The following is a 19,705-nucleotide window of genomic DNA, read 5'->3' as shown; positions in this document are numbered from 1 at the left end:
CTTTCGCGCTGCGGCTTGGAGGGTCCGCGTCTCGGTCGCCGGACCCTCCTCCTTGTACGGCCGACTCAGATGTCGAGGAAGCGGACGTCCTTGGCGTTGCGCTGGATGAACGAGCGCCGTGCCTCGACGTCCTCACCCATCAGCACCGAGAACAGGTCGTCGGCCTGCGCCGCGTCGTCGAGCGTGACCTGGCCGAGGACGCGGTGGTCGACGTCCATCGTGGTGACACGCAGCTCCTCGGCGTTCATCTCGCCGAGGCCCTTGAAGCGCTGGATCGAGTCTTCCTTGATCCGCTTGCCGTTCTGCTTGCCGAGCGCCACGAGGGCGTCGCGCTCGCGGTCCGAGTACGCGTACTCGAAGTCGTCCCGGCCCCACTTGATCTTGTAGAGCGGCGGGCGCGAGAGGTAGACGTGCCCGGCCTCGACCAGCGGCCGCATGAAGCGGAAGAGGAAGGTGAGCAGCAGGGTGTTGATGTGCTGGCCGTCGACGTCGGCGTCAGCCATCAGAATGATCTTGTGATAGCGGAGCTTCTCGATGTCGAAGTCCTCGTGGACCCCGGTGCCGAAGGCCGAGATCAGCGCCTGGACCTCGGTGTTCTGCAGGATCTTGTCGATCCGGGCCTTCTCGACGTTCAGGATCTTGCCGCGGATCGGCAGGATGGCCTGGTACATCGGGTTACGGCCGGACTTCGCCGAACCGCCGGCGGAGTCACCCTCGACGATGAAGATCTCGCACTTCGTCGGGTCGTTGGACTGGCAGTCGCTCAGCTTGCCCGGCAGCGAGGCGCTCTCCAGGAGCCCCTTGCGACGGGTCAGGTCACGCGCCTTGCGGGCAGCCACGCGGGCGGTCGAGGCGGCGATGCCCTTGCGGATGATGTCGGCGGCCTCGTTGGGGTTCCGGTCGAACCAGTCCGTGAGCTGCTCGTGGACCACCTTCTGCACGAAGGTCTTGGCCTCCGTGTTGCCCAGCTTGGTCTTCGTCTGGCCCTCGAACTGCGGCTCGCCCAGCTTCACCGAGATGATCGCCGTCAGACCCTCGCGGACGTCCTCGCCGGTGAGGTTGTCGTCCTTCTCGCGCAGCAGCTTCTTGTCGCGCGCGTACCGGTTGACCAGCGAGGTCAGCGCCGCACGGAAGCCCTCCTCGTGCGTACCGCCCTCGTGCGTGTGGATCGCGTTGGCGAAGGAGTAGACGCCCTCGCTGTACTGCGTGTTCCACTGCATGGCGATCTCGGCCGAGAGGAGACGGTCCTTGTCCTCGGCCTCGATGTCGATCACCGACTGGTGGATGACATCGCCCTTGCGGGAGTTGAGGTACTTGACGAAGTCGACGATGCCGTTCTCGTAGTGGTACGTGACCGTGCGGGTCGTCTCCTCCTCGGGGACGTCGGCAGCCTCGGCACTGTCCGCGCCCGCCGTCGCCTTCGCGGACTCCCGCTCGTCCGTCAGGTTGAGCGTGAGGCCCTTGTTGAGGAACGCCATCTCCTGGAAGCGGCGCGAGAGCGTCTCGAAGGAGTACTCGGTCGTCTCGAAGATGTCGCCGTCGGCCCAGAACGTGACGGACGTGCCCGTCTCGTCGGTTTCCTCGTTCTGCTTCAGCGGGGCGGTCGGGACGCCGAACTTGTAGTCCTGGGTCCAGCGGTAGCCGTCGGTCTTGACCTCGACGGCGACCCGGGTGGACAGGGCGTTGACGACGGACACACCGACGCCGTGCAGACCACCGGAGACGGCGTAGCCGCCGCCGCCGAACTTTCCGCCCGCGTGCAGCACGGTGAGCACGACCTCGACGGCCGGCTTGCCTTCCGACGGCACGATGCCGACCGGGATGCCACGGCCGTTGTCGATCACGCGCACGCCGCCGTCGGCGAGGATCGTGACGTCGATCGTGTCCGCGTGGCCGGCCATCGCCTCGTCGACGGAGTTGTCGACGACCTCTTGGACGAGGTGGTGGAGACCTCGGTCACCGGTCGAGCCGATGTACATGCCGGGTCGCTTGCGGACCGCGTCCAGGCCCTCCAGCACGGTGATCGCGCTGGCGTCGTACGAGGCTGTCACCTCGCCCGGGGCGGGAGCCGCGTCGCTCCCGTCGGGGGTGGACGGAATGTTCTCGTTGGGGTTGCCGGAATCGGCCACGAAGCGCCCTTTCTGGCACAGCACAGGCCGTTCTCCGGGCAGGCGGGAGCGGCTGCGTCGTTCGGCTTGTATCGACGAATCCCGCAAGGACGCGGGATTGTCCACCAGTCTACCGGTAGCGCCGACCCGAATGGGGGTTTGCCGGTACCTGAGTCCGCATGTGCCGCCCTGAATCCACGGCTGACGACTCCCCATATTCGGGAAGGGGCCTCAAGCGGCTCACACGGGCGTTGAGCGCTTCGAGCTGTCAACCTCTCGCTACGGTGAGGGACGTCCACTCGGCACCCCGCGGTTTCAACCACCGCAGACCCGCACAACACGGAGTCCGAAGGCATCGGGGACAACCGGGGCACACCTCACCGCCGCCCTCTGGGGCAGTGCGGCCGAAACGGCCTGGAGAAGGGGTAAAAGTGCAGGTCAGCCGTAGGTGTCGCCGGGTCCCTTGCTGCCCGGCGCACGCAGCGGGCCGAACCTGCGCTGCGGTCCTCCCGGCCCGAGGACCTTGATCATCCGTACGGTGCCGTGTCCCAGATCCGCGTTCAGCCGGGCCACCAGCTGGGGCGCCAGCAGCCGCAGCTGGGTCGCCCACGCCGTCGAGTCGCACTGCACCGTCAGTACGCGCTCGTCGGGATCCTCGTCGTAACGCAACGGCACACAATGATTGGCCAGATCATCACCCACGATCTGCGGCCAGCGGCCCATCACACCGCCCACCGCCGCAGGTGCCTCCCAGCCGCGCTCGGTGATCAGCCGGTTGATCGCCGCTCCCAGCGGCAGCGGATCACGGCCGTCCGCCCGCGCCCCGGACCGCAGCCCGCCGCCGCGCCGGGCCTGCTTCTTCTGCTGCGCCGCCGCACCGCGTGCCCGCGCCTGCTCCTTCGCCGCCCGCAGGGCCACCCGCGCCAGGTCCACCCCCGAGGGCTCCGGCTGCTTCGCCGCCCCGGACGACGGCTCCCGCGGTGACTCCGGGCCGTCCGGAAGCGGCTCCGGGCCGTCCGCAGCGCCGCTCACAGCCGCTCCACCTCGCCGGCCGATACCGCGTACCTGGTACCCGCGAGCACCCCGGGCACGTCGTCGTCCACCGCGGCCGTCACCAGCACCTGCTCGCCCGGGGCCACCAGCTCGGCCAGCCGCTCACGGCGTCGCGCGTCCAGCTCGGCGAAGACGTCGTCCAGGACCAGCACGGGCTCGTTGCCCTCGCTGCGCAGCAGATCGTAGGAGGCCAGCCGCAGGGCCAGCGCGTACGACCACGACTCCCCGTGGCTCGCGTAGCCCTTGGCCGGCATCCCGCGCAGCCCGAGCACCAGGTCGTCGCGGTGCGGGCCGACCAGCGTCACACCCCGCTCGATCTCCTGCTTGCGCACCTCGGCCAGGGCCGCGATGAGCTGCCCGTACAGCTCCTCCCGGGTACGGGCGGGGTCGGCGCCCTCGACCGCGCCCAGCTCGGTACCCACCGAGCTGCGGTACTCCAGCGTCACCGGGCCGCCGCCGGGCGCCACGTCCGCGTAGGCCTTGTCCGTCAGCGGCTGCATGGTCGCGATCAGGTCCAGCCGCTGCGCCAGCAGCTCGGCGCCCACCCGGCCCAGGTGCTGGTCCCACACGTCGAGCGTCGAGAGGTCCATCGAACGGCCGCCGTGCCTGCGCGCCATCGCCGCCGACTTCAGGAGCGTGTTGCGCTGCTTCAGCACCCGCTCGTAGTCCGAGCGGACCCCGGCCATCCGGGGCGAGCGTGCCGTGACCAGCTCGTCGAGGAAGCGGCGGCGCTCACCCGGATCGCCCTTCACCAGCGCCAGGTCCTCCGGCGCGAACAGCACCGTCCGGACGATGCCGAGCACATCACGGGGTCTGACCTGCGACGACCTGTTGATGCGGGCGCGGTTGGCCCTGCCCGGGTTCAGTTCGAGCTCGACGAGCTGCGAGCGTTCGCCCTGGGTGACGGCAGCCCGGATGACGGCCCGCTCAGCGCCCATGCGCACCAGCGGCGCGTCCGAGGAGACCCGGTGGCTGCCGAGCGTCGCGAGATAGCCGACGGCCTCGACCAGATTCGTCTTGCCCTGGCCGTTGGCCCCCACGAACGCGGTGACGCCCGGGTCGAGAGGCACCTCGACCCGGGCGTACGAGCGGAAGTCGGCCAGCGACAGATGCGTGACATGCATGGTGTACGCCGACCTTCCCGGCTTCCTGCTCCGTGCTCTCTGCTGTGTGCTTCGTCGTGTGTGCTTCGTGATGCGGGCGGGCGCCCGGCCCGCTCCTCGTCGCTGCTACTTCTTGTTCTCGACCGCGTGGCCACCGAACTGGTTGCGCAGCGCGGCGATCATCTTCATCTGCGGGGAGTCGTCCTGTCGCGAGGCGAACCGGGCGAAGAGCGACGCGGTGATCGCGGGCAGCGGGACCGCGTTGTCGATGGCGGCCTCCACCGTCCACCGGCCCTCACCGGAGTCGGCGGCGAAGCCGCGGAGCTGGTCCAGGTGCTCGTCGTCGTCCAGCGCGTTGACCGCCAGGTCGAGCAGCCAGGAACGGATGACCGTGCCCTCCTGCCAGGAGCGGAAGACCTCGCGCACGTCGGTGACGGAGTCGACCTTCTCCAGGAGCTCCCAGCCCTCGGCGTAGGCCTGCATCATGGCGTACTCGATGCCGTTGTGGACCATCTTGGCGAAGTGGCCGGCACCGACCTTGCCCGCGTGCACGGAACCGAAGTCGCCCTCGGGCTTCAGCGCGTCGAAGACCGGCTGGACCTTCGCGACGTTCTCGGCGTCGCCGCCGTACATCAGCGCGTAGCCGTTCTCCAGGCCCCAGACACCGCCGGAGACGCCGCAGTCGACGAAGCCGATGCCCTTGATGCCGAGCTCGACAGCGTGCTTCTCGTCGTCGGTCCAGCGGGAGTTCCCGCCGTCCACGACGACGTCACCGGCCGACAGCAGCTCGGCCAGCTCGTCGACCGTGGACTGGGTCGCGGCGCCGGCCGGGACCATCACCCATACGACCCGGGGGCCCTTCAGCTTGCCCACAAGCTCTTCGAGGCTGTGGACATCGGCGACGTCCGGGTTGCGGTCGTAACCGATGACGGTGTGGCCTGCGCGGCGGATGCGCTCGCGCATGTTGCCGCCCATCTTGCCGAGGCCGACGAGACCGATCTCCATCAGAGATTCCTTAAGCGTTGTGCCGATTCGTACCCAGGACCGAGCCTACGCCCGGCCGGGGACAGGGCGACGGGCATGCTCGGCGCTGAGCGTGCCCGTCGGGGCCTGCCGTGACAGGACCGGTAGCCGGATCAGCCGGAGAGGCGGACCGGCATGATCAGGTACTTGTACGCGTCATCCGCCTCGGCATCCACGGCCGCGCGGCCGCTGAGCAGCGCGGGCTTGGTGGACGTCGTGAAGGAGAGCTGGGCGACCGGGGAGTCGATCGCGCTCAGGCCGTCCAGCAGGAAGGTCGGGTTGAAGGCGATCGAGATGTCGTCGCCCTCCAGGACCGCGTCCACGCGCTCCACAGCCTGTGCGTCGTCGCTGGAACCCGCCTCCAGGATCAGCACACCCTGCTCGAAGCTGAGCCGGACCGGGGTGTTCCGCTCGGCCACCAGCGCGACGCGCTTGACGGCCTCGACGAACGGGGCGGTCTCGATGACCGCGACCGTGTTGAACTCGGTCGGGAAGAGCGTGCGGTACTTCGGCAGGTCGCCCTCGAGCAGCCGGGTGGTCGTCCGCCGGCCGGCGCCCTCGAAACCGATGAGCCCCTCACCTGCACCGGAGCCCGACAGCGCCAGCGTCACCGTGTCGCCGCTGGTGAGCGCCTTGGCGGTGTCCAGCAGCGTCTTGGCGGGGACCAGGGCGACGGCGGATGCGTCGGCGTTCTCCGGCTTCCAGAGGAACTCGCGGACCGCGAAGCGGTAGCGGTCGGTGGAGGCCAGGGTGACCGTGTCGCCCTCGATCTCGATGCGCACACCGGTGAGGACGGGCAGCGTGTCGTCGCGGCCGGCCGCGATGGCCACCTGGGCGGCGGCCGAGGCGAAGACCTCGCCGGGGACCGTCCCGGTCGCCGTCGGCATCTCCGGCAGTGCGGGGTACTCCTCCACAGGAAGGGTGTGGAGTGTGAACCGCGAGGAGCCGCAGGCCACCGTCGCCCGTACACCGTCTGTGGAAATCTCCACCGGCCGGTTGGGCAGGGCGCGGCAGATGTCGGCGAGCAGCCGGCCGGAGACCAGCACCGTGCCGTCCTCCTCGATCTCAGCGTCCACCGAGACCCGGGCCGAGACCTCGTAGTCGAAGCTGGAGAAGCTGAGTGCGCCGTCCTCGGCCTTCAGCAGCAGGCCCGCAAGAACGGGCGCCGGCGGCCGGGCCGGGAGGCTGCGGGCCACCCAGGCCACAGCCTCCGCGAGTACATCGCGCTCCACCCGGATCTTCACCGGAACCGCCTCCTGCTGTTGCTCGCTCGCCCTGCTGGCCTTCGTCGTCTGGTCGGGTCGCTCCACCGATGGGACGGGGAGGACGCCGGGGACCAGTCTGACGTACGGCACCGACACTCGGTGCTGCTCGGGGTCAAGTCGCGACAAGCGGTTCGCGGAGCTCCGGCGCCGAGTTGTGCACAGGCCCCACTTCGAAGCGGATTCCGGGCTAACTAGAGGTAGTAGTAGTAGTAGGGCCTGTGGAAACCGTGGATAACGTCGTTTCCGCAGGTCAGACCCTGTTTTTTGTCCACCGACCCTGTGGGTGGCGCCGGTGGAAAACCCGGGGTTTCTGTGGACACCCGAAAGTTCTGCACAACCGACCCACAGGGCAGGGGGGTTTCTCCCCAGGTCTGTCCCCAGCTTTACCCAGCTTCCCCACAGCCCAACCGACCCTCTTGGTGTGACGCCTTTCACTCGGTGCGGTGAAAGCGGGTGTCGTGTTGCCGAACAGTGGACAGAGGTGTGGAGAAGCCCGCAGAAGCTGGGGACAAGAAGGTCTCTCCTGTGGGCCGCCGGTGGACAACATTGACGTGCCCCTGTGGACGAAAAACTTGTCCACAGGCTGTGGATCATTGTTGACCACAAATCCCCAGGCCTCTGAGCTGGCCTGATGGAGTATCGGCTGCCCTGCCTGTGGAAGCAGTATGGACAACTTTTCAATCCCCAGGCTGTGGAGGGGAGATTGTGCCCAGATCTGTGGAGAACGGCCCGTCCGCGGCAGGTATTCGAACAGCGAGGACGGGGACCGTGCCCCGCGAACCTCGTACACAGCTGCCCGGCCCGAACGAAAAAGGGTGCTCCGGGACCCGATGTGGGTCCCGGAGCACCCTTCTCGGTGCTCGCGGAGGCGAGGCTGCGCGGTTCTGTGGGGCTGTGGCCCTGAGCCACTGTGCCGCCGTGACTCCGTGACTCCGTGGTGCTCTGCGCGCGGTGGCGGCCCGTCAGCCGTTCTTGATGCGGTTGGTGAGTTCGGTGACCTGGTTGTAGATGGAGCGCCGCTCCGCCATCAGCGCGCGGATCTTCCGGTCCGCGTGCATCACGGTCGTGTGGTCGCGGCCGCCGAACTGGGCCCCGATCTTGGGCAGCGAGAGGTCCGTCAGCTCACGGCACAGGTACATCGCGATCTGGCGCGCCGTCACGAGCACGCGGCTGCGCGAGGATCCGCAGAGGTCGTCCACCGTCAGGCCGAAGTAGTCGGCGGTCGCCGCCATGATGGCCGGCGCCGTGATCTCCGGTGCGGCGTCCTCGCCGCCCGGGATCAGGTCCTTCAGCACGATCTCGGTCAGCCCGAGGTCCACCGGCTGGCGGTTGAGACTGGCGAAGGCCGTTACCCGGATGAGCGCGCCCTCCAGCTCCCGGATGTTTCGTGAGATACGGGAGGCGATGAACTCCAGCACCTCCGGCGGAGCGTTGAGCTGCTCCTGCACCGCCTTCTTACGGAGGATCGCGATGCGCGTCTCCAGCTCCGGCGGCTGCACATCGGTGGTGAGACCCCACTCGAAACGATTCCGCAGCCGGTCCTCCAGGGTCACGAGCTGCTTGGGCGGCCGGTCCGAGGACAGCACGATCTGCTTGTTGGCGTTGTGGAGCGTATTGAAGGTGTGGAAGAACTCCTCCTGCGTCGACTCCTTGCTCGCCAGGAACTGGATGTCGTCGACGAGCAGGATGTCGACATCGCGGTACCGCTTGCGGAAGGTGTCGCCCTTGCCGTCGCGGATCGAGTTGATGAACTCGTTGGTGAACTCCTCCGAGCTCACGTACCGCACCCGGGTGCCCGGGTAGAGGCTGCGGGCGTAGTGCCCGATCGCGTGCAGCAGGTGGGTCTTGCCGAGCCCGGACTCCCCGTAGATGAAGAGCGGGTTGTACGCCTTGGCGGGCGCCTCGGCCACGGCGACGGCCGCGGCGTGCGCGAACCGGTTCGACGCCCCGATGACGAAGGTGTCGAAGAGGTACTTCGGGTTCAGCCGTGCGTGCGGCTCACCCGGGCCGGGGGCGGGCGCGGGCTGGGCGCCCATCGGTCCCGGGACCCCGCCGGGCCGGCCCGTTCCGCCGCCCTGCCGGTGCTGGGGCTCCTGCATGTCATGGCGGTCGGGCCGCTGGGACTCGTAGCCCTGGTGCTCGGGAGGCTGCTGGCGGTAGTCGTGCTGGGGCTGCTGGGAGCGGCCGCCGTACGGCTCGCGCCAGTGCTCGCCGGAGGTGTCGCGGTCCTGGTATCCGCCGAGCCGGGGCTGCTGCCAGGAGAGGTCCTCCTGGGTGCGCGGCCAGGCACCGGGCTCGGGGCGCTGCTGCTGGTAGTCGGGGTACGCGGGCCGGGCGGTCGGCATGCCGTCGTCCGAGGGCCGGTGCCCGTAGCCGTCGTAGGAGTCGTTGTGCTGACGCTCGTCGTGCTGCGGTCCCTGGTAGCGGTGCTGCTGCTGGGACTGGTGCTGCTGCGACTGGTGCATCGGGGGCGCCGGCGGGTTCGGCGGCTCGCCCGCGGAGTCGTCGACCGTGATCGCGATCCGGATCGTGCGGCCGCACTCGCGGCTCAGCGTCTCGCTGATGAGCGGAGCGAGCCGCCCCTCCAGGACGCGCTTGCCCCATTCATTGGGGACGGCGAGCAGCGCGGTGTCGGCCACCAGGGCGAGCGGCTGGCAGCGCTCGATCCACTGCTTGTCCTTCGGCTCGATCCCCTGCTGGCCCTCCCCGAGGAGTTGCTCCAGCACTCGTGGCCACACTGCGGCAAGATCGGCAGGTACGTCAGCCACAAGGCACGCTCTCTCGCTGGTCCCACGAATGTGTGTTTCTCGGGACGTATGGGTCGGGATGGGTGAGGACCGGCAGGCGGGAAGAAAAAGAACCGGGGTTCGGCCACGGTAGGCGGGCCGACCCATGCGGTTCAAGTCGTTGTCCACAGGCTGTGCACAATGGGGGGCCCGACAGGGTCGGTTTGACCGGATGGCGTAGCCGCGCGTACCGTGACCAGGTCGAGTTGTCGATGGCTGCTGCCGCCTGCCTCCGATGGGCAAAGATCACGATCTGTGATTGTGAAGCGGTGCAACTAGGGCGTTTACGCGAGTCTCTCGTGGGCGCACGGTGACAGCCAGGCGATGTCCCGCCAACACACGATCATTACTGGAGCCCCCGAGTGAGCAAGCGCACCTTCCAGCCGAACAACCGTCGTCGCGCGAAGACCCACGGTTTCCGTCTGCGTATGCGGACCCGTGCCGGCCGCGCGATCCTCGCGTCCCGCCGTGGCAAGGGCCGCGCCAGCCTGTCCGCCTGATCGCGTACAGGTCGTCATGACGTGCTGCCTACCGAGAATCGGCTGAGGCGGCGCGAGGACTTCGCGACCGCGGTACGACGAGGACGCCGGGCCGGCCGCCCGCTACTCGTCGTCCATCTACGCAGCGGTGCAACGGACCCGCACGTGACTGGGGAGACTGCTCCCCCGCCGCGTGCGGGTTTCGTTGTCAGCAAAGCCGTGGGTGGCGCGGTCGTCCGCACAGCGGTGAAGCGAAGGCTTCGCCATCTGGTCCGAGAACGGCTGTCCCTGCTGCCCCCCGGTAGCCTGGTTGTCGTACGTGCGTTGCCCGGTGCGGGCGACGCCGATCATGAACAGCTGGCCCGAGACCTGGACGCCGCCTTCCAGCGGCTACTGGGAGGGGGCGCGCGATGAAGTACCCGCTGCTGGCTCTCATCAAGCTGTACCAGTGGACGATCAGCCCACTTCTCGGGCCTGTCTGCCGTTACTACCCGTCGTGTTCCCACTATGGATATACGGCGATCGACCGGCACGGAGCGATCAAGGGAACGGCGCTGACAGCCTGGCGCATCCTGCGGTGCAATCCGTGGTCACCCGGCGGCGTGGATTACGTACCACCACGCAAACGTCCGCGTTGGCACGAACTGCTGCGAGATCTCTTCCGCGGCGGTAAGGGCGGGGACTCCGCCGCTGATGTGCCTCCCGGGGGATCGGCCACCGATCTCCCGAGCTCGGCCGCAGAGACTTCGCCCAATGCTCAAGGAGCCTGATTAGTGGACACGATTGCCAGTCTGTTCAGCTTCATCACGTGGCCCGTTTCCTGGGTCATCGTCCAGTTCCACAAGTTGTACGGGACCATCTTCGGCCCCGACACGGGATGGGCCTGGGGTCTGTCCATCGTGTCCCTCGTGGTGCTGATCCGTATCTGTCTCGTTCCGCTGTTCGTCAAGCAGATCAAGTCGACGCGGAACATGCAGGTGCTCCAGCCGAAGATGAAGGCGATCCAGGAGCGCTACAAGAGCGACAAGCAGCGTCAGTCCGAAGAGATGATGAAGCTGTACAAGGAGACGGGTACCAACCCGTTGTCCTCGTGCCTTCCCATCCTGGCGCAGTCACCGTTCTTCTTCGCCCTCTACCACGTGCTCTCGGCCATCGCGTCGAACAAGAAGATCGGTGTGATCGACCAGTCGCTGCTGGACAGCGCGCGTCAGGCACACATCTTCGGTGCTCCGCTGGCCGCCAAGTTCATGGACAGCGCGGACAAGGTCGAGGCGCTCGGCGCCTCGCTGGTGGATGTCCGGGTCGTCACCGCGGTCATGATCGTGATGATGTCGGCCTCGCAGTTCTTCACCCAGCGCCAGCTGATGACGAAGAACGTGGACCTGACGGTCAAGACGCCGTACATGCAGCAGCAGAAGATGCTGATGTACATCTTCCCGCTGATCTTCGCCGTCATGGGCATCAACTTCCCCGTCGGTGTCCTCGTCTACTGGCTGACCACCAACGTCTGGACCATGGGTCAGCAGATGTACGTGATCAACCAGAACCCGACGCCGGGCAGCAAGGCGCAGGACCAGTACCTGGGACGTCTGCTCAAGAGCGTCACCACGCACGGTGAGGTCCGCGGCCGTACCCGCCGCAACACGGTCAAGCGGATCGTGTCCAAGGGCCCGGACCGCAACGACATCGAGCGGAAGTTCGTCACGGGACTGGCCAAGCTCGGCCTCGCTCCGCAGGAGGACGGCTCGGTGGCCAAGAGCGACACCGCTGTCGCCGACGCCGAGGGCGGAGCCGCGCAGCGACGTCAGCAGCCCAAGCGCCAGACCAAGGCGAAGCGTCACACCGGTGCAGTTCAGCAGAGCGGGACCAAGGAAGCCGACTCCAGCGCGTCGGAGACCCCGCCCTCCCTGCAGAAGAAGGCACCGCAGGACGACAAGCCCAAGCCGGCGGGCGGCAAGCCCGCGTCCGGCTCCTCACGCCAAGCCAAGTCCGGACAGCGCAAGGGCCCGCAGCGGCCCAAGCACCCGTCCAAGAAGTAAGAAGGAGTCCATCCGTGACGGAAGGCACCACCTCCACGGCCGCTGAGGGCAGCGACACCTTGACCCGCCTTGAGCAGGAAGGGGAGATCGCAGCGGACTACCTTGAGGGCCTGCTCGACATCGCCGACCTCGACGGCGACATCGACATGGACGTCGAGGCGGATCGGGCCGCGGTCTCGATCATCAGTGAGTCGGCACGTGAACTGCAGAAGCTCGTGGGACGCGACGGTGAGGTGCTGGAGGCGCTCCAGGAGCTGACGCGACTGGCCGTGCACCGGGAGACCGGTGACCGCAGCCGTCTGATGCTCGACATCGGGGGATTCCGGGCGCAGAAGCGCACGGAGCTCGCCGAGCTGGGTGCCAAGGCCGCGGACGAGGTCAAGAGCTCCGGCGAGCCGATGAAGCTGGATCCGATGACGCCGTTCGAGCGCAAGGTCGTGCACGATGCGGTCGCGGCCGCAGGCCTGCGCAGCGAATCGGAGGGCGAGGAGCCGCAGCGCTTCGTCGTCGTCCTTCCGGCCTGACCGGCCCTTCTCCTGTCGGCCCCGTCTGTTCGCAGGCGGGGCCGATCTTTGTCAGCCTGATAGTCAGCCACCATGGTGCGGTAATGCGGTATGGAAGGACGGTTCCCGTGACGGAGGAAGTAGAACTTCCCCAGGCGCCCGACGAGGCCCGGGAGGTATTCGGTGAGTGCTTCCCTGAGGCCGTCCGATACGCGGAACTGCTGGCCGATGCGGGGGTCAAACGGGGGCTGATCGGTCCGCGCGAGGTGCCGCGGCTGTGGGAGAGGCACCTGCTGAACTGTGCGGTGCTCTCCGAGGTGGTCCCCGACGGCGTCACGGTCTGCGATGTGGGCTCGGGCGCGGGGCTTCCGGGCATCCCGCTGGCGCTCGTACGTCCGGATCTGAAGATCACCCTGCTTGAGCCGTTGCTGCGGCGGACGAACTTCCTCCAGGAGGTCGTCGAGCTCCTGGGGCTGGATCATGTGACGGTCGTCCGTGGCCGGGCAGAGGAGGTCCTGGGGACGCTTCAGCCGGTGCACGTGGTGACGGCTCGGGCGGTCGCCCCGCTGGACCGCCTGGCGGGCTGGGGGGTGCCGCTGCTTCGCCCGTACGGCGAGATGCTGGCGCTCAAGGGCGATACTGCCGAGGAGGAGATCAACGGCGCTCGGGCAGCCCTGAGTAAGCTCGGTGTACTGGAGACCGAGGTGCTTCAAGTAGGCGAGGGTGTTGTGGATCCGATGTCCACCGTGGTGCGTGTGGTGGTGGGTGAGAGCCCTGGTGGTGTGAGGTTCGCCGCAAAGAGGGCCAAGGCCGCCAGGGTCAGCCGGACACGCCGTCGTCGCTGATTCGCCGATCACGCTGTGCGCATGACCGTTACGCACCGTTTGGTGTATGTATCGGAGATGCTTCGTGCGGGGAGGTGTGCGTACCCCGCGCGGAGTGTCGTGCCCCTGTAGCTACGCTGCAGGGGCATCGTGTTTCACGTGAAACGTCGCTCTCTGCTGCATGGAATTATCAGCCGCGGTCGTGCGGCTGCCACGCCTCGCCATCGCAGGCCCGTTAGGGCTACGGAGTTGTCCACAGAAGTGGATTCGTCCACAGAAGAGCGGGCCTCGCTGGTTCGCGACCCTGAAAGCATGGCAGGCTCTGCTCATTGCGAGCCTGAAGTCGAGGAGAGTGAATCCTTGCGGTCCGACGCCAACATCGCGGGACCGATGACCGATCCGGTCCCCGGTCCCCGATCCGAATCGGCGGTGGACGGTGTTTCACGTGAAACACCGCCACCGATGGACGACACACCCATTGGCCGGGCGGCCCAGCTGGCGGTGGAGGCCCTGGGCCGCGCCGGCGAGGGTCTGCCACGACCTGACCAGACGCGCGTCATGGTGGTGGCCAACCAGAAGGGCGGGGTGGGCAAGACCACCTCGACGGTCAACCTTGCCGCGTCACTGGCCCTGCACGGTGCTCGTGTTCTGGTGGTCGACCTGGACCCGCAGGGAAACGCCTCCACGGCACTGGGGATCGACCACCACGCCGAGGTCCCCTCCATCTATGACGTCCTGGTGGAGAGCAAGCCGCTCTCCGACGTGGTTCAGCCCGTCCCGGACGTCGAAGGTCTCTTCTGCGCCCCAGCGACCATCGATCTCGCCGGTGCGGAGATCGAGCTGGTGTCGCTGGTGGCGCGGGAGAGTCGACTCCAGCGGGCGATCCAGGCCTACGAGCAGCCGCTGGACTACATCCTCATCGACTGCCCGCCCTCACTCGGTCTCCTGACGGTCAACGCCCTGGTGGCCGGTGCCGAGGTACTGATCCCGATCCAGTGCGAGTACTACGCGCTGGAAGGGCTCGGCCAGCTGCTGCGCAATGTCGACCTGGTACGGGGGCACCTCAACCCCGAACTCCATGTGTCGACGATCCTGCTCACCATGTACGACGGCCGGACCAGGCTCGCGTCGCAGGTCGCGGAGGAGGTACGCACCCACTTCGGTAAGGAGGTGCTGCGCACCAGCATTCCGCGCTCGGTGCGAATCTCCGAGGCGCCGAGCTACGGGCAGACCGTGCTCACTTACGATCCCGGCTCCAGCGGTTCCTTGTCGTATCTTGAGGCGGCACGTGAGATCGCTCTGCGTGGGGTCGGGTTGAATTACGAGGCGCAGCCGGCCCACACGGGCAGTCGGAACAGCCAGCAGAACACTTCGGAGGGGATCCAGTGAGTGAGCGTCGTAGAGGGTTGGGGCGAGGGCTCGGTGCCCTGATCCCCGCCGCTCCGCAGGAGAAGCAGGTTCCTTCGGCCGGCGCTGGTGCGTCCTCTGCCGGGACGGCTCCGGTCCTGACGGCCGAGCGGGGAGTGGCCGCCGCCAAGGTGACCTCGCTCGGTGCCGTGCCGGAGCCGAGTGCTCCTGTTTCGGATTCGATCGGGTCCGGCGAGCCGAGCGAGGTGGCAGGAGCGTATTTCGCTGAGATCCTTCTCGACTCCATCACGCCGAACCCGCGTCAGCCTCGCGAGGTCTTCGACGAGGATGCGCTTGCCGAGCTGGTGACCTCCATCAAGGAGGTCGGTCTCCTTCAGCCCGTTGTCGTACGGCAGATCGGCTCCGACCGCTTCGAGCTCATCATGGGCGAGCGGCGCTGGCGGGCCTGTCGTGAAGCCGGTCTGGAGCGGATCCCGTCCATCGTCCGAGCTACGGACGACGAGAAGCTCCTCCTGGACGCGCTCCTGGAGAACCTTCACCGGGCTCAGCTCAACCCGTTGGAAGAGGCGGCTGCGTACGACCAGCTGCTCAAGGAGTTCAAGTGCACGCATGATCAGCTGGCCGACCGCATCGGGCGGTCGCGGCCGCAGGTGTCCAACACCTTGCGTCTGCTGAGGCTGTCGCCTCCGGTGCAGCGAAGGGTTGCGGCCGGGGTGCTCTCGGCGGGCCACGCGCGTGCGCTGCTTTCCGTGGACGACTCCGAGGAACAGGACAAGCTGGCGCATCGGATCGTGGCCGAGGGGCTCTCGGTGCGTGCGGTCGAGGAGATCGTGCAGCTGATGAGCGCCAAGCCCGCGAGCGCCTCCAAGGCCAAGGGGCCGCGGGCTGGCGGGCGGCTGTCGCCGGCGCTCACTGACCTGGCATCCAGGCTCTCGGACCGCTTCGAGACCCGGGTGAAGGTCGACCTCGGTCAGAAGAAGGGGAAGATCGTCGTCGAGTTTGCCTCGATGGAGGATCTGGACCGCATCCTCGGCAGTCTCGCTCCCGGTGAGGGCCGTGTCCTGGACCGCAGCCCGGCGGAGGAGCCGGCAGAGGACGACGAGAGCTGACCGCTCCGAGCGACGCTGGGCGGGCTGTGTTCCGGAACAACGGAACACAGCCCGCCCTTTGCTTTCTCTCGGTGTCAGCTTGATCCCGTCGTGGATACGATGCGTTCTGGTAGGCCACATCCAGTTGATCCGTCTCCGCGAACGGAGTGCCACCGCCCGTCGCACGCGATGCGGTGGGCGAGGGAAGTGAGGAACAGCCTTCATGGGGCGTCGGCTCGCACCGCTCACGCTGGACAACCTCTCTGATCTCCCCGAGCGCTGTCGCTCCTGCGTGTTCTGGGAACTTGACCCGGTGCGTGGGGCGGCTGCGGTCAAGGCCGGCCGGCCCGAGGCGGAGAAGGAAGCCTGGATCTCCGGTGTCCTGCTGGAGTGGGGATCCTGCGGTCGCGTTGTCTATGTCGATGATGTGCCGGTCGGCTTCGTTCTCTACGCCCCACCGGCCTACGTTCCGCGGGCTGCTTCCTTTCCGACCAGCCCGGTCTCCCCCGACGCCGTTCAGCTGATGACTGCCCTGATCCTGCCGGGGTACCAGGGGCAGGGTCTCGGCCGCGTCATGGTGCAGACAGTTGCCAAGGACCTGCTCAGCCGCGGGTTCAAGGCGATCGAAGCGTTCGCGGACGCCCGCTGGAAGGAACCTGCTTGTGTGCTGCCCGCAGATCATCTGCTGGCCGTGGGCTTCAAGACCGTACGAACGCATCCGTCTCATCCACGGCTGAGGCTCGAGCTGCGTACGACCCTTTCGTGGAAAGAAGACGTGGAGCTGGCCCTGGACCGGCTGCTGGGTGTGGTCCAGAAGGAGCCGGTCCTGCGACCGCTGTGATTCGACTCTTTGCTGGTGCCGGAGAACGTGAAACGGGCCCACCCTCGAGGGTGGGCCCGTTTCACGTGAAACATCGGGCAGGGGTTCTGCCTTATTCGGCGATGAAGCCCTCGAGGTCGCGAAGGATCGCGGCCTTCGGCTTGGCGCCGACGATGGTCTTGGCGACCTCGCCGCCCTGGTAGACGTTCAGCGTCGGGATGGACATGACGCCGTACTTGGCAGCGGTGGCCGGGTTCTCGTCGATGTTGAGCTTGACGATCTCGATCCGGTCGCCGTGCTCAGCCGCGATGGCCTCCAGGGAGGGGGCGATCTGACGGCACGGACCGCACCAGGCGGCCCAGAAGTCCACCAGTACAGGCTTGTCGCTCTTCAGGACGACCTCATCGAACGAGTCGTCAGTCACGTTCTTCAGCGCGCCGGCCACGGCGGCCTCCTTAACTTCGCGGGGTGTGGGGGTGAAGCTTGGATCAGACGGTGGCTGCGGCAGCCTTCTCGTCGTCGGCGAGCGCGGCAAGGAAGCGCTCGGCGTCGAGTGCCGCGGAGCAGCCGGTGCCGGCAGCGGTGATGGCCTGCCGGTAGGTGTGGTCGACGACATCGCCTGCGCCGAAGACACCGGTGAGGTTGGTGCGCGTCGAGGGTGCCTGGACCTTCAGGTAGCCCTCGTCGTCGAGGTCGAGCTGTCCCTTGAAGAGCTCGGTGCGCGGGTCGTGGCCGACTGCGATGAACAGGCCGGTCACGGGGAGCTCGGAGGTCTCGCCGGTCTTGGTGTTGCGCAGGGTCAGACCGGAGAGCTTCTGCTCGCCGTGGACCCCGGCGACCTCGCTGTCCCAGGCGAACTTGATCTTCGGGTCTGCGAAGGCACGGTCCTGCATGGCCTTGGAGGCCCGCAGCGAGTCGCGGCGGTGAACGATGGTGACCGACTTGGCGAAGCGGGAGAGGAACGTCGCCTCCTCCATCGCGGTGTCACCGCCGCCGACCACAGCGATGTCCTGGTCCTTGAAGAAGAACCCGTCGCAGGTCGCGCACCAGGAGACGCCGCGTCCGGAGAGGGCGTCCTCGTTGGGCAGACCCAGCTTGCGGTGCTGCGATCCGGTGGTGACGATGATGGCCTTGGCGCGGTGCACCGTGCCGGCGGTGTCAGTGACGGTCTTGATGTCACCGGTGAGGTCGACGGAGACCACGTCGTCGGGAACGAGCTCGGCGCCGAACCGCTCGGCCTGGGCGCGCATGTTGTCCATGAGCTCCGGGCCCATGATCCCGTCCTGGAATCCGGGGAAGTTCTCCACGTCGGTCGTGTTCATCAGCGCGCCACCGGCGGTGACGGCACCCTCGAAGACCAGCGGCTTCAGCGAGGCGCGCGCGGTGTAGAGCGCGGCTGTATAGCCCGCGGGGCCGGAGCCGATGATGATCACATTACGCACGTCGCTCACGGGTTTCTTCCTCGTCTCTGCAGACTGCCTACTGTCCACGCCTACTGGGGTCGGTTCAACGACTCTCACCCCACCCAACGGATCCTACGGGGGATGCATTCCCGACGTGCCGGGGCGGCATCAGCCCGTGATGCTCAGGGGCGGGCGTAGGCGTGGGTCAGCAGGAGCTTCCCCTTGGCCGCAGGCTCCGCACCGACGCATGCGGCATCGACGACGTAGGCCTCGACACGGCTCGTGTCGGTGGGGTGGGGAAGGACGACGAGGAAGGCATCGGCGCCCTGGTAGGTGCCCTTCTCGACAGCGAGGACGGCGGCGTTCCGCCCTATGCCCTGCTCAACGCAGGAAGGGACGGCAACAACGGGAGCGCGAAGCGGCGTCTGCGGCGACGGGGAACCGGGAGGCTCCGTCTCCGGCGAGGACTTCGTGTCCATGGACGGTGCCTGATTCCGGCCGGCTGAGTTCTCGGGGCTCGACGGGCCCGTGCCGGAGCTCAGAAGGCTGTGGACACGATCTTCGACCGTGGACTGCGAGAACGCCTGCGAGTCGGACTTCTTGGCGCTGACTCCATGGTCTGCGGCACTGACGTCGGCGGAGTTGTGGGACGTGGGGACGTTCTGCAGCAGGAAGACGCTCACACCGACGAAGGCGGCGCCCAGTGTGGCGCCGAGCACTGCCCTGCGACGACGACGCCGCACAGGCCGGCGGCCGGGACCGGTGGCGGCACGTGGGTGTCCGGCGGGGCGGTCCGCGAGTTCCTGCACAGTGGCGGCATGCTCTGTTTCACGTGAAACATCCGCCCCCGCACGTGAACTCTCTGCGTTTTCGTCGGATGCGGTGGCAACGGCACGGGCTTCGTCGGCCAAGGCGGCGTCGATGCGGTCCGCTATGTCGATGGGCATGGCCTGCGGGGCCGGCATGGAGCCCAGCAGGCTGCGGATCTCCTCCAGTGAGGCGCGGACGTCGGAGCAGAGCTCGCAGCCGTCCACATGACGGCGGACATCAGCGGTGCGGGGCGGAGAGAGCACGCCTTCGGTGAGGTCTGAGATCTCTGAGACGTCCGGGTGCTGGGTCGTGTCGGTTGTCGATGTCATGTGCGCCCGCCTCCGCCCTTCACACCAGCTGGATCGCTTGTTCCCGCGTCTCGTGGCCCTGCTGCCGGTGGGACGGATGCTCTTGCCGTCCGGTTCCTTTCGGCCGCCCCTGTCTCACTGTCCCCGGCATCCCTGCGGAGATGGGTGAGCAGCGGGGCCAGGCGGGCTCTGCCCCGGGCGCAACGGCTCTTCACGGTGCCGACCGGCACATCGAGGATGCGACCCGCCTCTGCGACCGGATACCCCTGCATATCGACGAGGACGAGGGCCGCGCGCTGCTCGGCGGGGAGGGTGGCTAGGGCCGCGAACAGTTCGCGGTGCAGGTCCTGCCGTTCTGCCGGCGCCTCGGCGGATTCGTGCGGCTCCAGTAGCTGGTCGAGCCGTTCCGGGTCGTTGACGGGTGAGGTCTTCCGGGAGGACGCCTTGCGGACGCGGTCGAGACAGGCGTTGACAGTGATGCGGTGCAGCCAGGTGGTCACGGCGGACTGGCCGCGGAAGGTGTGGGCGGCGCGGAAGGCGGAGACGAGGGCGTCCTGCACGGCGTCGGCCGCTTCCTCGCGGTCGCCCAGCGTGCGCAGTGCCACGGCCCACAGCCGGTCGCGATGACGTCGTGCTAGCTCACCGAAGGCGTGGGGTTCACCGGCCACGTGGCTGGCCAGGAGGTCCTGATCAGTCGAGTCGGTGAATCTGGTGTCGTCCAACGG

At 67.7% G+C, this 19,705-nt stretch carries 19 protein-coding genes; 9 read left to right on the top strand and 10 right to left on the bottom strand.

Annotated elements, in window-relative coordinates:
- Positions 1–65 precede the first annotated feature (65 nt).
- From gyrB to dnaA, 6 genes are all read right to left on the bottom strand, one after another.
- The gene (gene gyrB / locus ACGFU6_RS26100; protein ID WP_393614316.1) at positions 66–2,153 is read right to left on the bottom strand and encodes a DNA topoisomerase (ATP-hydrolyzing) subunit B; all 2,088 of its coding nucleotides are present in this window, start codon (positions 2,151–2,153) and stop codon (positions 66–68) included.
- Positions 2,154–2,546: 393 nt separating this feature from the next.
- Positions 2,547–3,140, bottom strand: coding sequence for a DUF721 domain-containing protein (locus tag ACGFU6_RS26095; RefSeq protein ID WP_393614314.1), 594 nt, complete (start codon positions 3,138–3,140; stop codon positions 2,547–2,549).
- The gene (gene recF, locus ACGFU6_RS26090; protein WP_393614312.1) at positions 3,137–4,285 is read right to left on the bottom strand and encodes a DNA replication/repair protein RecF; all 1,149 of its coding nucleotides are present in this window, start codon (positions 4,283–4,285) and stop codon (positions 3,137–3,139) included. The genes ACGFU6_RS26095 and recF overlap by 4 nt, the downstream gene beginning before the upstream one ends.
- Before the next feature lie 105 nt (positions 4,286–4,390).
- Complete coding sequence (gnd, locus tag ACGFU6_RS26085; protein ID WP_393614310.1) at positions 4,391–5,269, bottom strand: phosphogluconate dehydrogenase (NAD(+)-dependent, decarboxylating); 879 nt, start codon at positions 5,267–5,269, stop codon at positions 4,391–4,393.
- A 131-nt stretch (positions 5,270–5,400) separates the two neighbouring features.
- Positions 5,401–6,531, bottom strand: a complete 1,131-nt coding sequence (dnaN, locus tag ACGFU6_RS26080) for a DNA polymerase III subunit beta (RefSeq protein WP_024489504.1) — start codon at positions 6,529–6,531, stop codon at positions 5,401–5,403.
- Positions 6,532–7,514: 983 nt separating this feature from the next.
- On the bottom strand, positions 7,515–9,320 hold the full coding sequence (gene dnaA, locus ACGFU6_RS26075) for a chromosomal replication initiator protein DnaA (protein WP_393614309.1): 1,806 nt from the start codon (positions 9,318–9,320) through the stop codon (positions 7,515–7,517).
- A gap of 380 nt (positions 9,321–9,700) precedes the next feature.
- On the opposite strand from dnaA, the gene rpmH reads away from it, so the two are divergent.
- The 9 genes from rpmH (at position 9,701) to ACGFU6_RS26030 (ending at position 16,480) form a co-directional block, all read left to right on the top strand.
- On the top strand, positions 9,701–9,838 hold the full coding sequence (gene rpmH, locus ACGFU6_RS26070; RefSeq protein WP_010985740.1) for a 50S ribosomal protein L34: 138 nt from the start codon (positions 9,701–9,703) through the stop codon (positions 9,836–9,838).
- 21 nt (positions 9,839–9,859) lie between these two features.
- Entirely contained in the window at positions 9,860–10,231 is a 372-nt protein-coding gene (gene rnpA, locus ACGFU6_RS26065) for a ribonuclease P protein component (protein WP_393614307.1), read from the top strand.
- Positions 10,228–10,587, top strand: coding sequence for a membrane protein insertion efficiency factor YidD (gene yidD / locus ACGFU6_RS26060; RefSeq protein WP_078617610.1), 360 nt, complete (start codon positions 10,228–10,230; stop codon positions 10,585–10,587). Before rnpA ends, yidD begins: the two co-directional genes overlap by 4 nt.
- Before the next feature lie 3 nt (positions 10,588–10,590).
- A complete protein-coding gene (yidC, locus tag ACGFU6_RS26055; RefSeq protein WP_393614306.1) occupies positions 10,591–11,856 on the top strand; it encodes a membrane protein insertase YidC in 1,266 nt (421 codons plus the stop codon).
- Between the two features lie 14 nt (positions 11,857–11,870).
- Positions 11,871–12,380 (top strand): R3H domain-containing nucleic acid-binding protein, encoded by a 510-nt coding sequence (locus ACGFU6_RS26050; protein ID WP_024489508.1) that lies wholly within the window; start codon positions 11,871–11,873, stop codon positions 12,378–12,380.
- A 107-nt stretch (positions 12,381–12,487) separates the two neighbouring features.
- Positions 12,488–13,204, top strand: coding sequence for a 16S rRNA (guanine(527)-N(7))-methyltransferase RsmG (gene rsmG / locus ACGFU6_RS26045; RefSeq protein WP_185092267.1), 717 nt, complete (start codon positions 12,488–12,490; stop codon positions 13,202–13,204).
- A gap of 291 nt (positions 13,205–13,495) precedes the next feature.
- Positions 13,496–14,572 carry a ParA family protein gene (locus ACGFU6_RS26040; protein ID WP_393614416.1) on the top strand — a complete coding sequence of 359 codons (1,077 nt, stop codon included), beginning with the start codon at positions 13,496–13,498 and terminating at the stop codon, positions 14,570–14,572.
- On the top strand, positions 14,569–15,660 hold the full coding sequence (locus ACGFU6_RS26035; RefSeq protein ID WP_393614303.1) for a ParB/RepB/Spo0J family partition protein: 1,092 nt from the start codon (positions 14,569–14,571) through the stop codon (positions 15,658–15,660). Before ACGFU6_RS26040 ends, ACGFU6_RS26035 begins: the two co-directional genes overlap by 4 nt.
- Before the next feature lie 202 nt (positions 15,661–15,862).
- Positions 15,863–16,480: a GNAT family N-acetyltransferase gene (locus ACGFU6_RS26030; RefSeq protein ID WP_393614302.1), complete on the top strand. Its 618-nt coding sequence runs from the start codon at positions 15,863–15,865 to the stop codon at positions 16,478–16,480.
- A gap of 91 nt (positions 16,481–16,571) precedes the next feature.
- On the opposite strand, the gene trxA is transcribed toward ACGFU6_RS26030, so the two are convergent.
- The 4 genes from trxA to sigM form a co-directional block, all read right to left on the bottom strand.
- On the bottom strand, positions 16,572–16,904 hold the full coding sequence (gene trxA / locus ACGFU6_RS26025) for a thioredoxin (protein ID WP_073733236.1): 333 nt from the start codon (positions 16,902–16,904) through the stop codon (positions 16,572–16,574).
- 43 nt (positions 16,905–16,947) lie between these two features.
- A complete protein-coding gene (trxB, locus tag ACGFU6_RS26020) occupies positions 16,948–17,910 on the bottom strand; it encodes a thioredoxin-disulfide reductase (protein WP_393614301.1) in 963 nt (320 codons plus the stop codon).
- Positions 17,911–18,044: 134 nt separating this feature from the next.
- The gene (locus tag ACGFU6_RS26015; RefSeq protein WP_393614300.1) at positions 18,045–19,001 is read right to left on the bottom strand and encodes an anti-sigma factor family protein; all 957 of its coding nucleotides are present in this window, start codon (positions 18,999–19,001) and stop codon (positions 18,045–18,047) included.
- Positions 18,998–19,702, bottom strand: a complete 705-nt coding sequence (gene sigM / locus ACGFU6_RS26010) for an RNA polymerase sigma factor SigM (protein ID WP_393614298.1) — start codon at positions 19,700–19,702, stop codon at positions 18,998–19,000. Before sigM ends, ACGFU6_RS26015 begins: the two co-directional genes overlap by 4 nt.
- Between the last annotated feature and the right edge of the window lie 3 nt (positions 19,703–19,705).

The sequence above is a fragment of the Streptomyces sp. NPDC048462 genome (assembly GCF_043200175.1).
In the GTDB taxonomy this organism is placed as follows: domain Bacteria; phylum Actinomycetota; class Actinomycetes; order Streptomycetales; family Streptomycetaceae; genus Streptomyces.
Note: the sequence above shows the minus strand (reverse complement) of the source record. Positions and strands in the feature narration are given on the sequence as shown.

Bases quoted from the DNA above. Each gene is read 5' to 3' on its own strand.
- recF (WP_393614312.1), bottom strand. From the start codon at position 4,285: ATGCATGTCACGCATCTGTCGCTGGCCGACTTCCGCTCGTACGCCCGG.
- gnd (WP_393614310.1), bottom strand. From the start codon at position 5,269: ATGGAGATCGGTCTCGTCGGCCTCGGCAAGATGGGCGGCAACATGCGC.
- yidD (WP_078617610.1), top strand. From the start codon at position 10,228: ATGAAGTACCCGCTGCTGGCTCTCATCAAGCTGTACCAGTGGACGATC.
- ACGFU6_RS26040 (WP_393614416.1), top strand. From the start codon at position 13,496: ATGGCAGGCTCTGCTCATTGCGAGCCTGAAGTCGAGGAGAGTGAATCC.
- ACGFU6_RS26030 (WP_393614302.1), top strand. From the start codon at position 15,863: ATGGGGCGTCGGCTCGCACCGCTCACGCTGGACAACCTCTCTGATCTC.
- ACGFU6_RS26015 (WP_393614300.1), bottom strand. From the start codon at position 19,001: ATGACATCGACAACCGACACGACCCAGCACCCGGACGTCTCAGAGATC.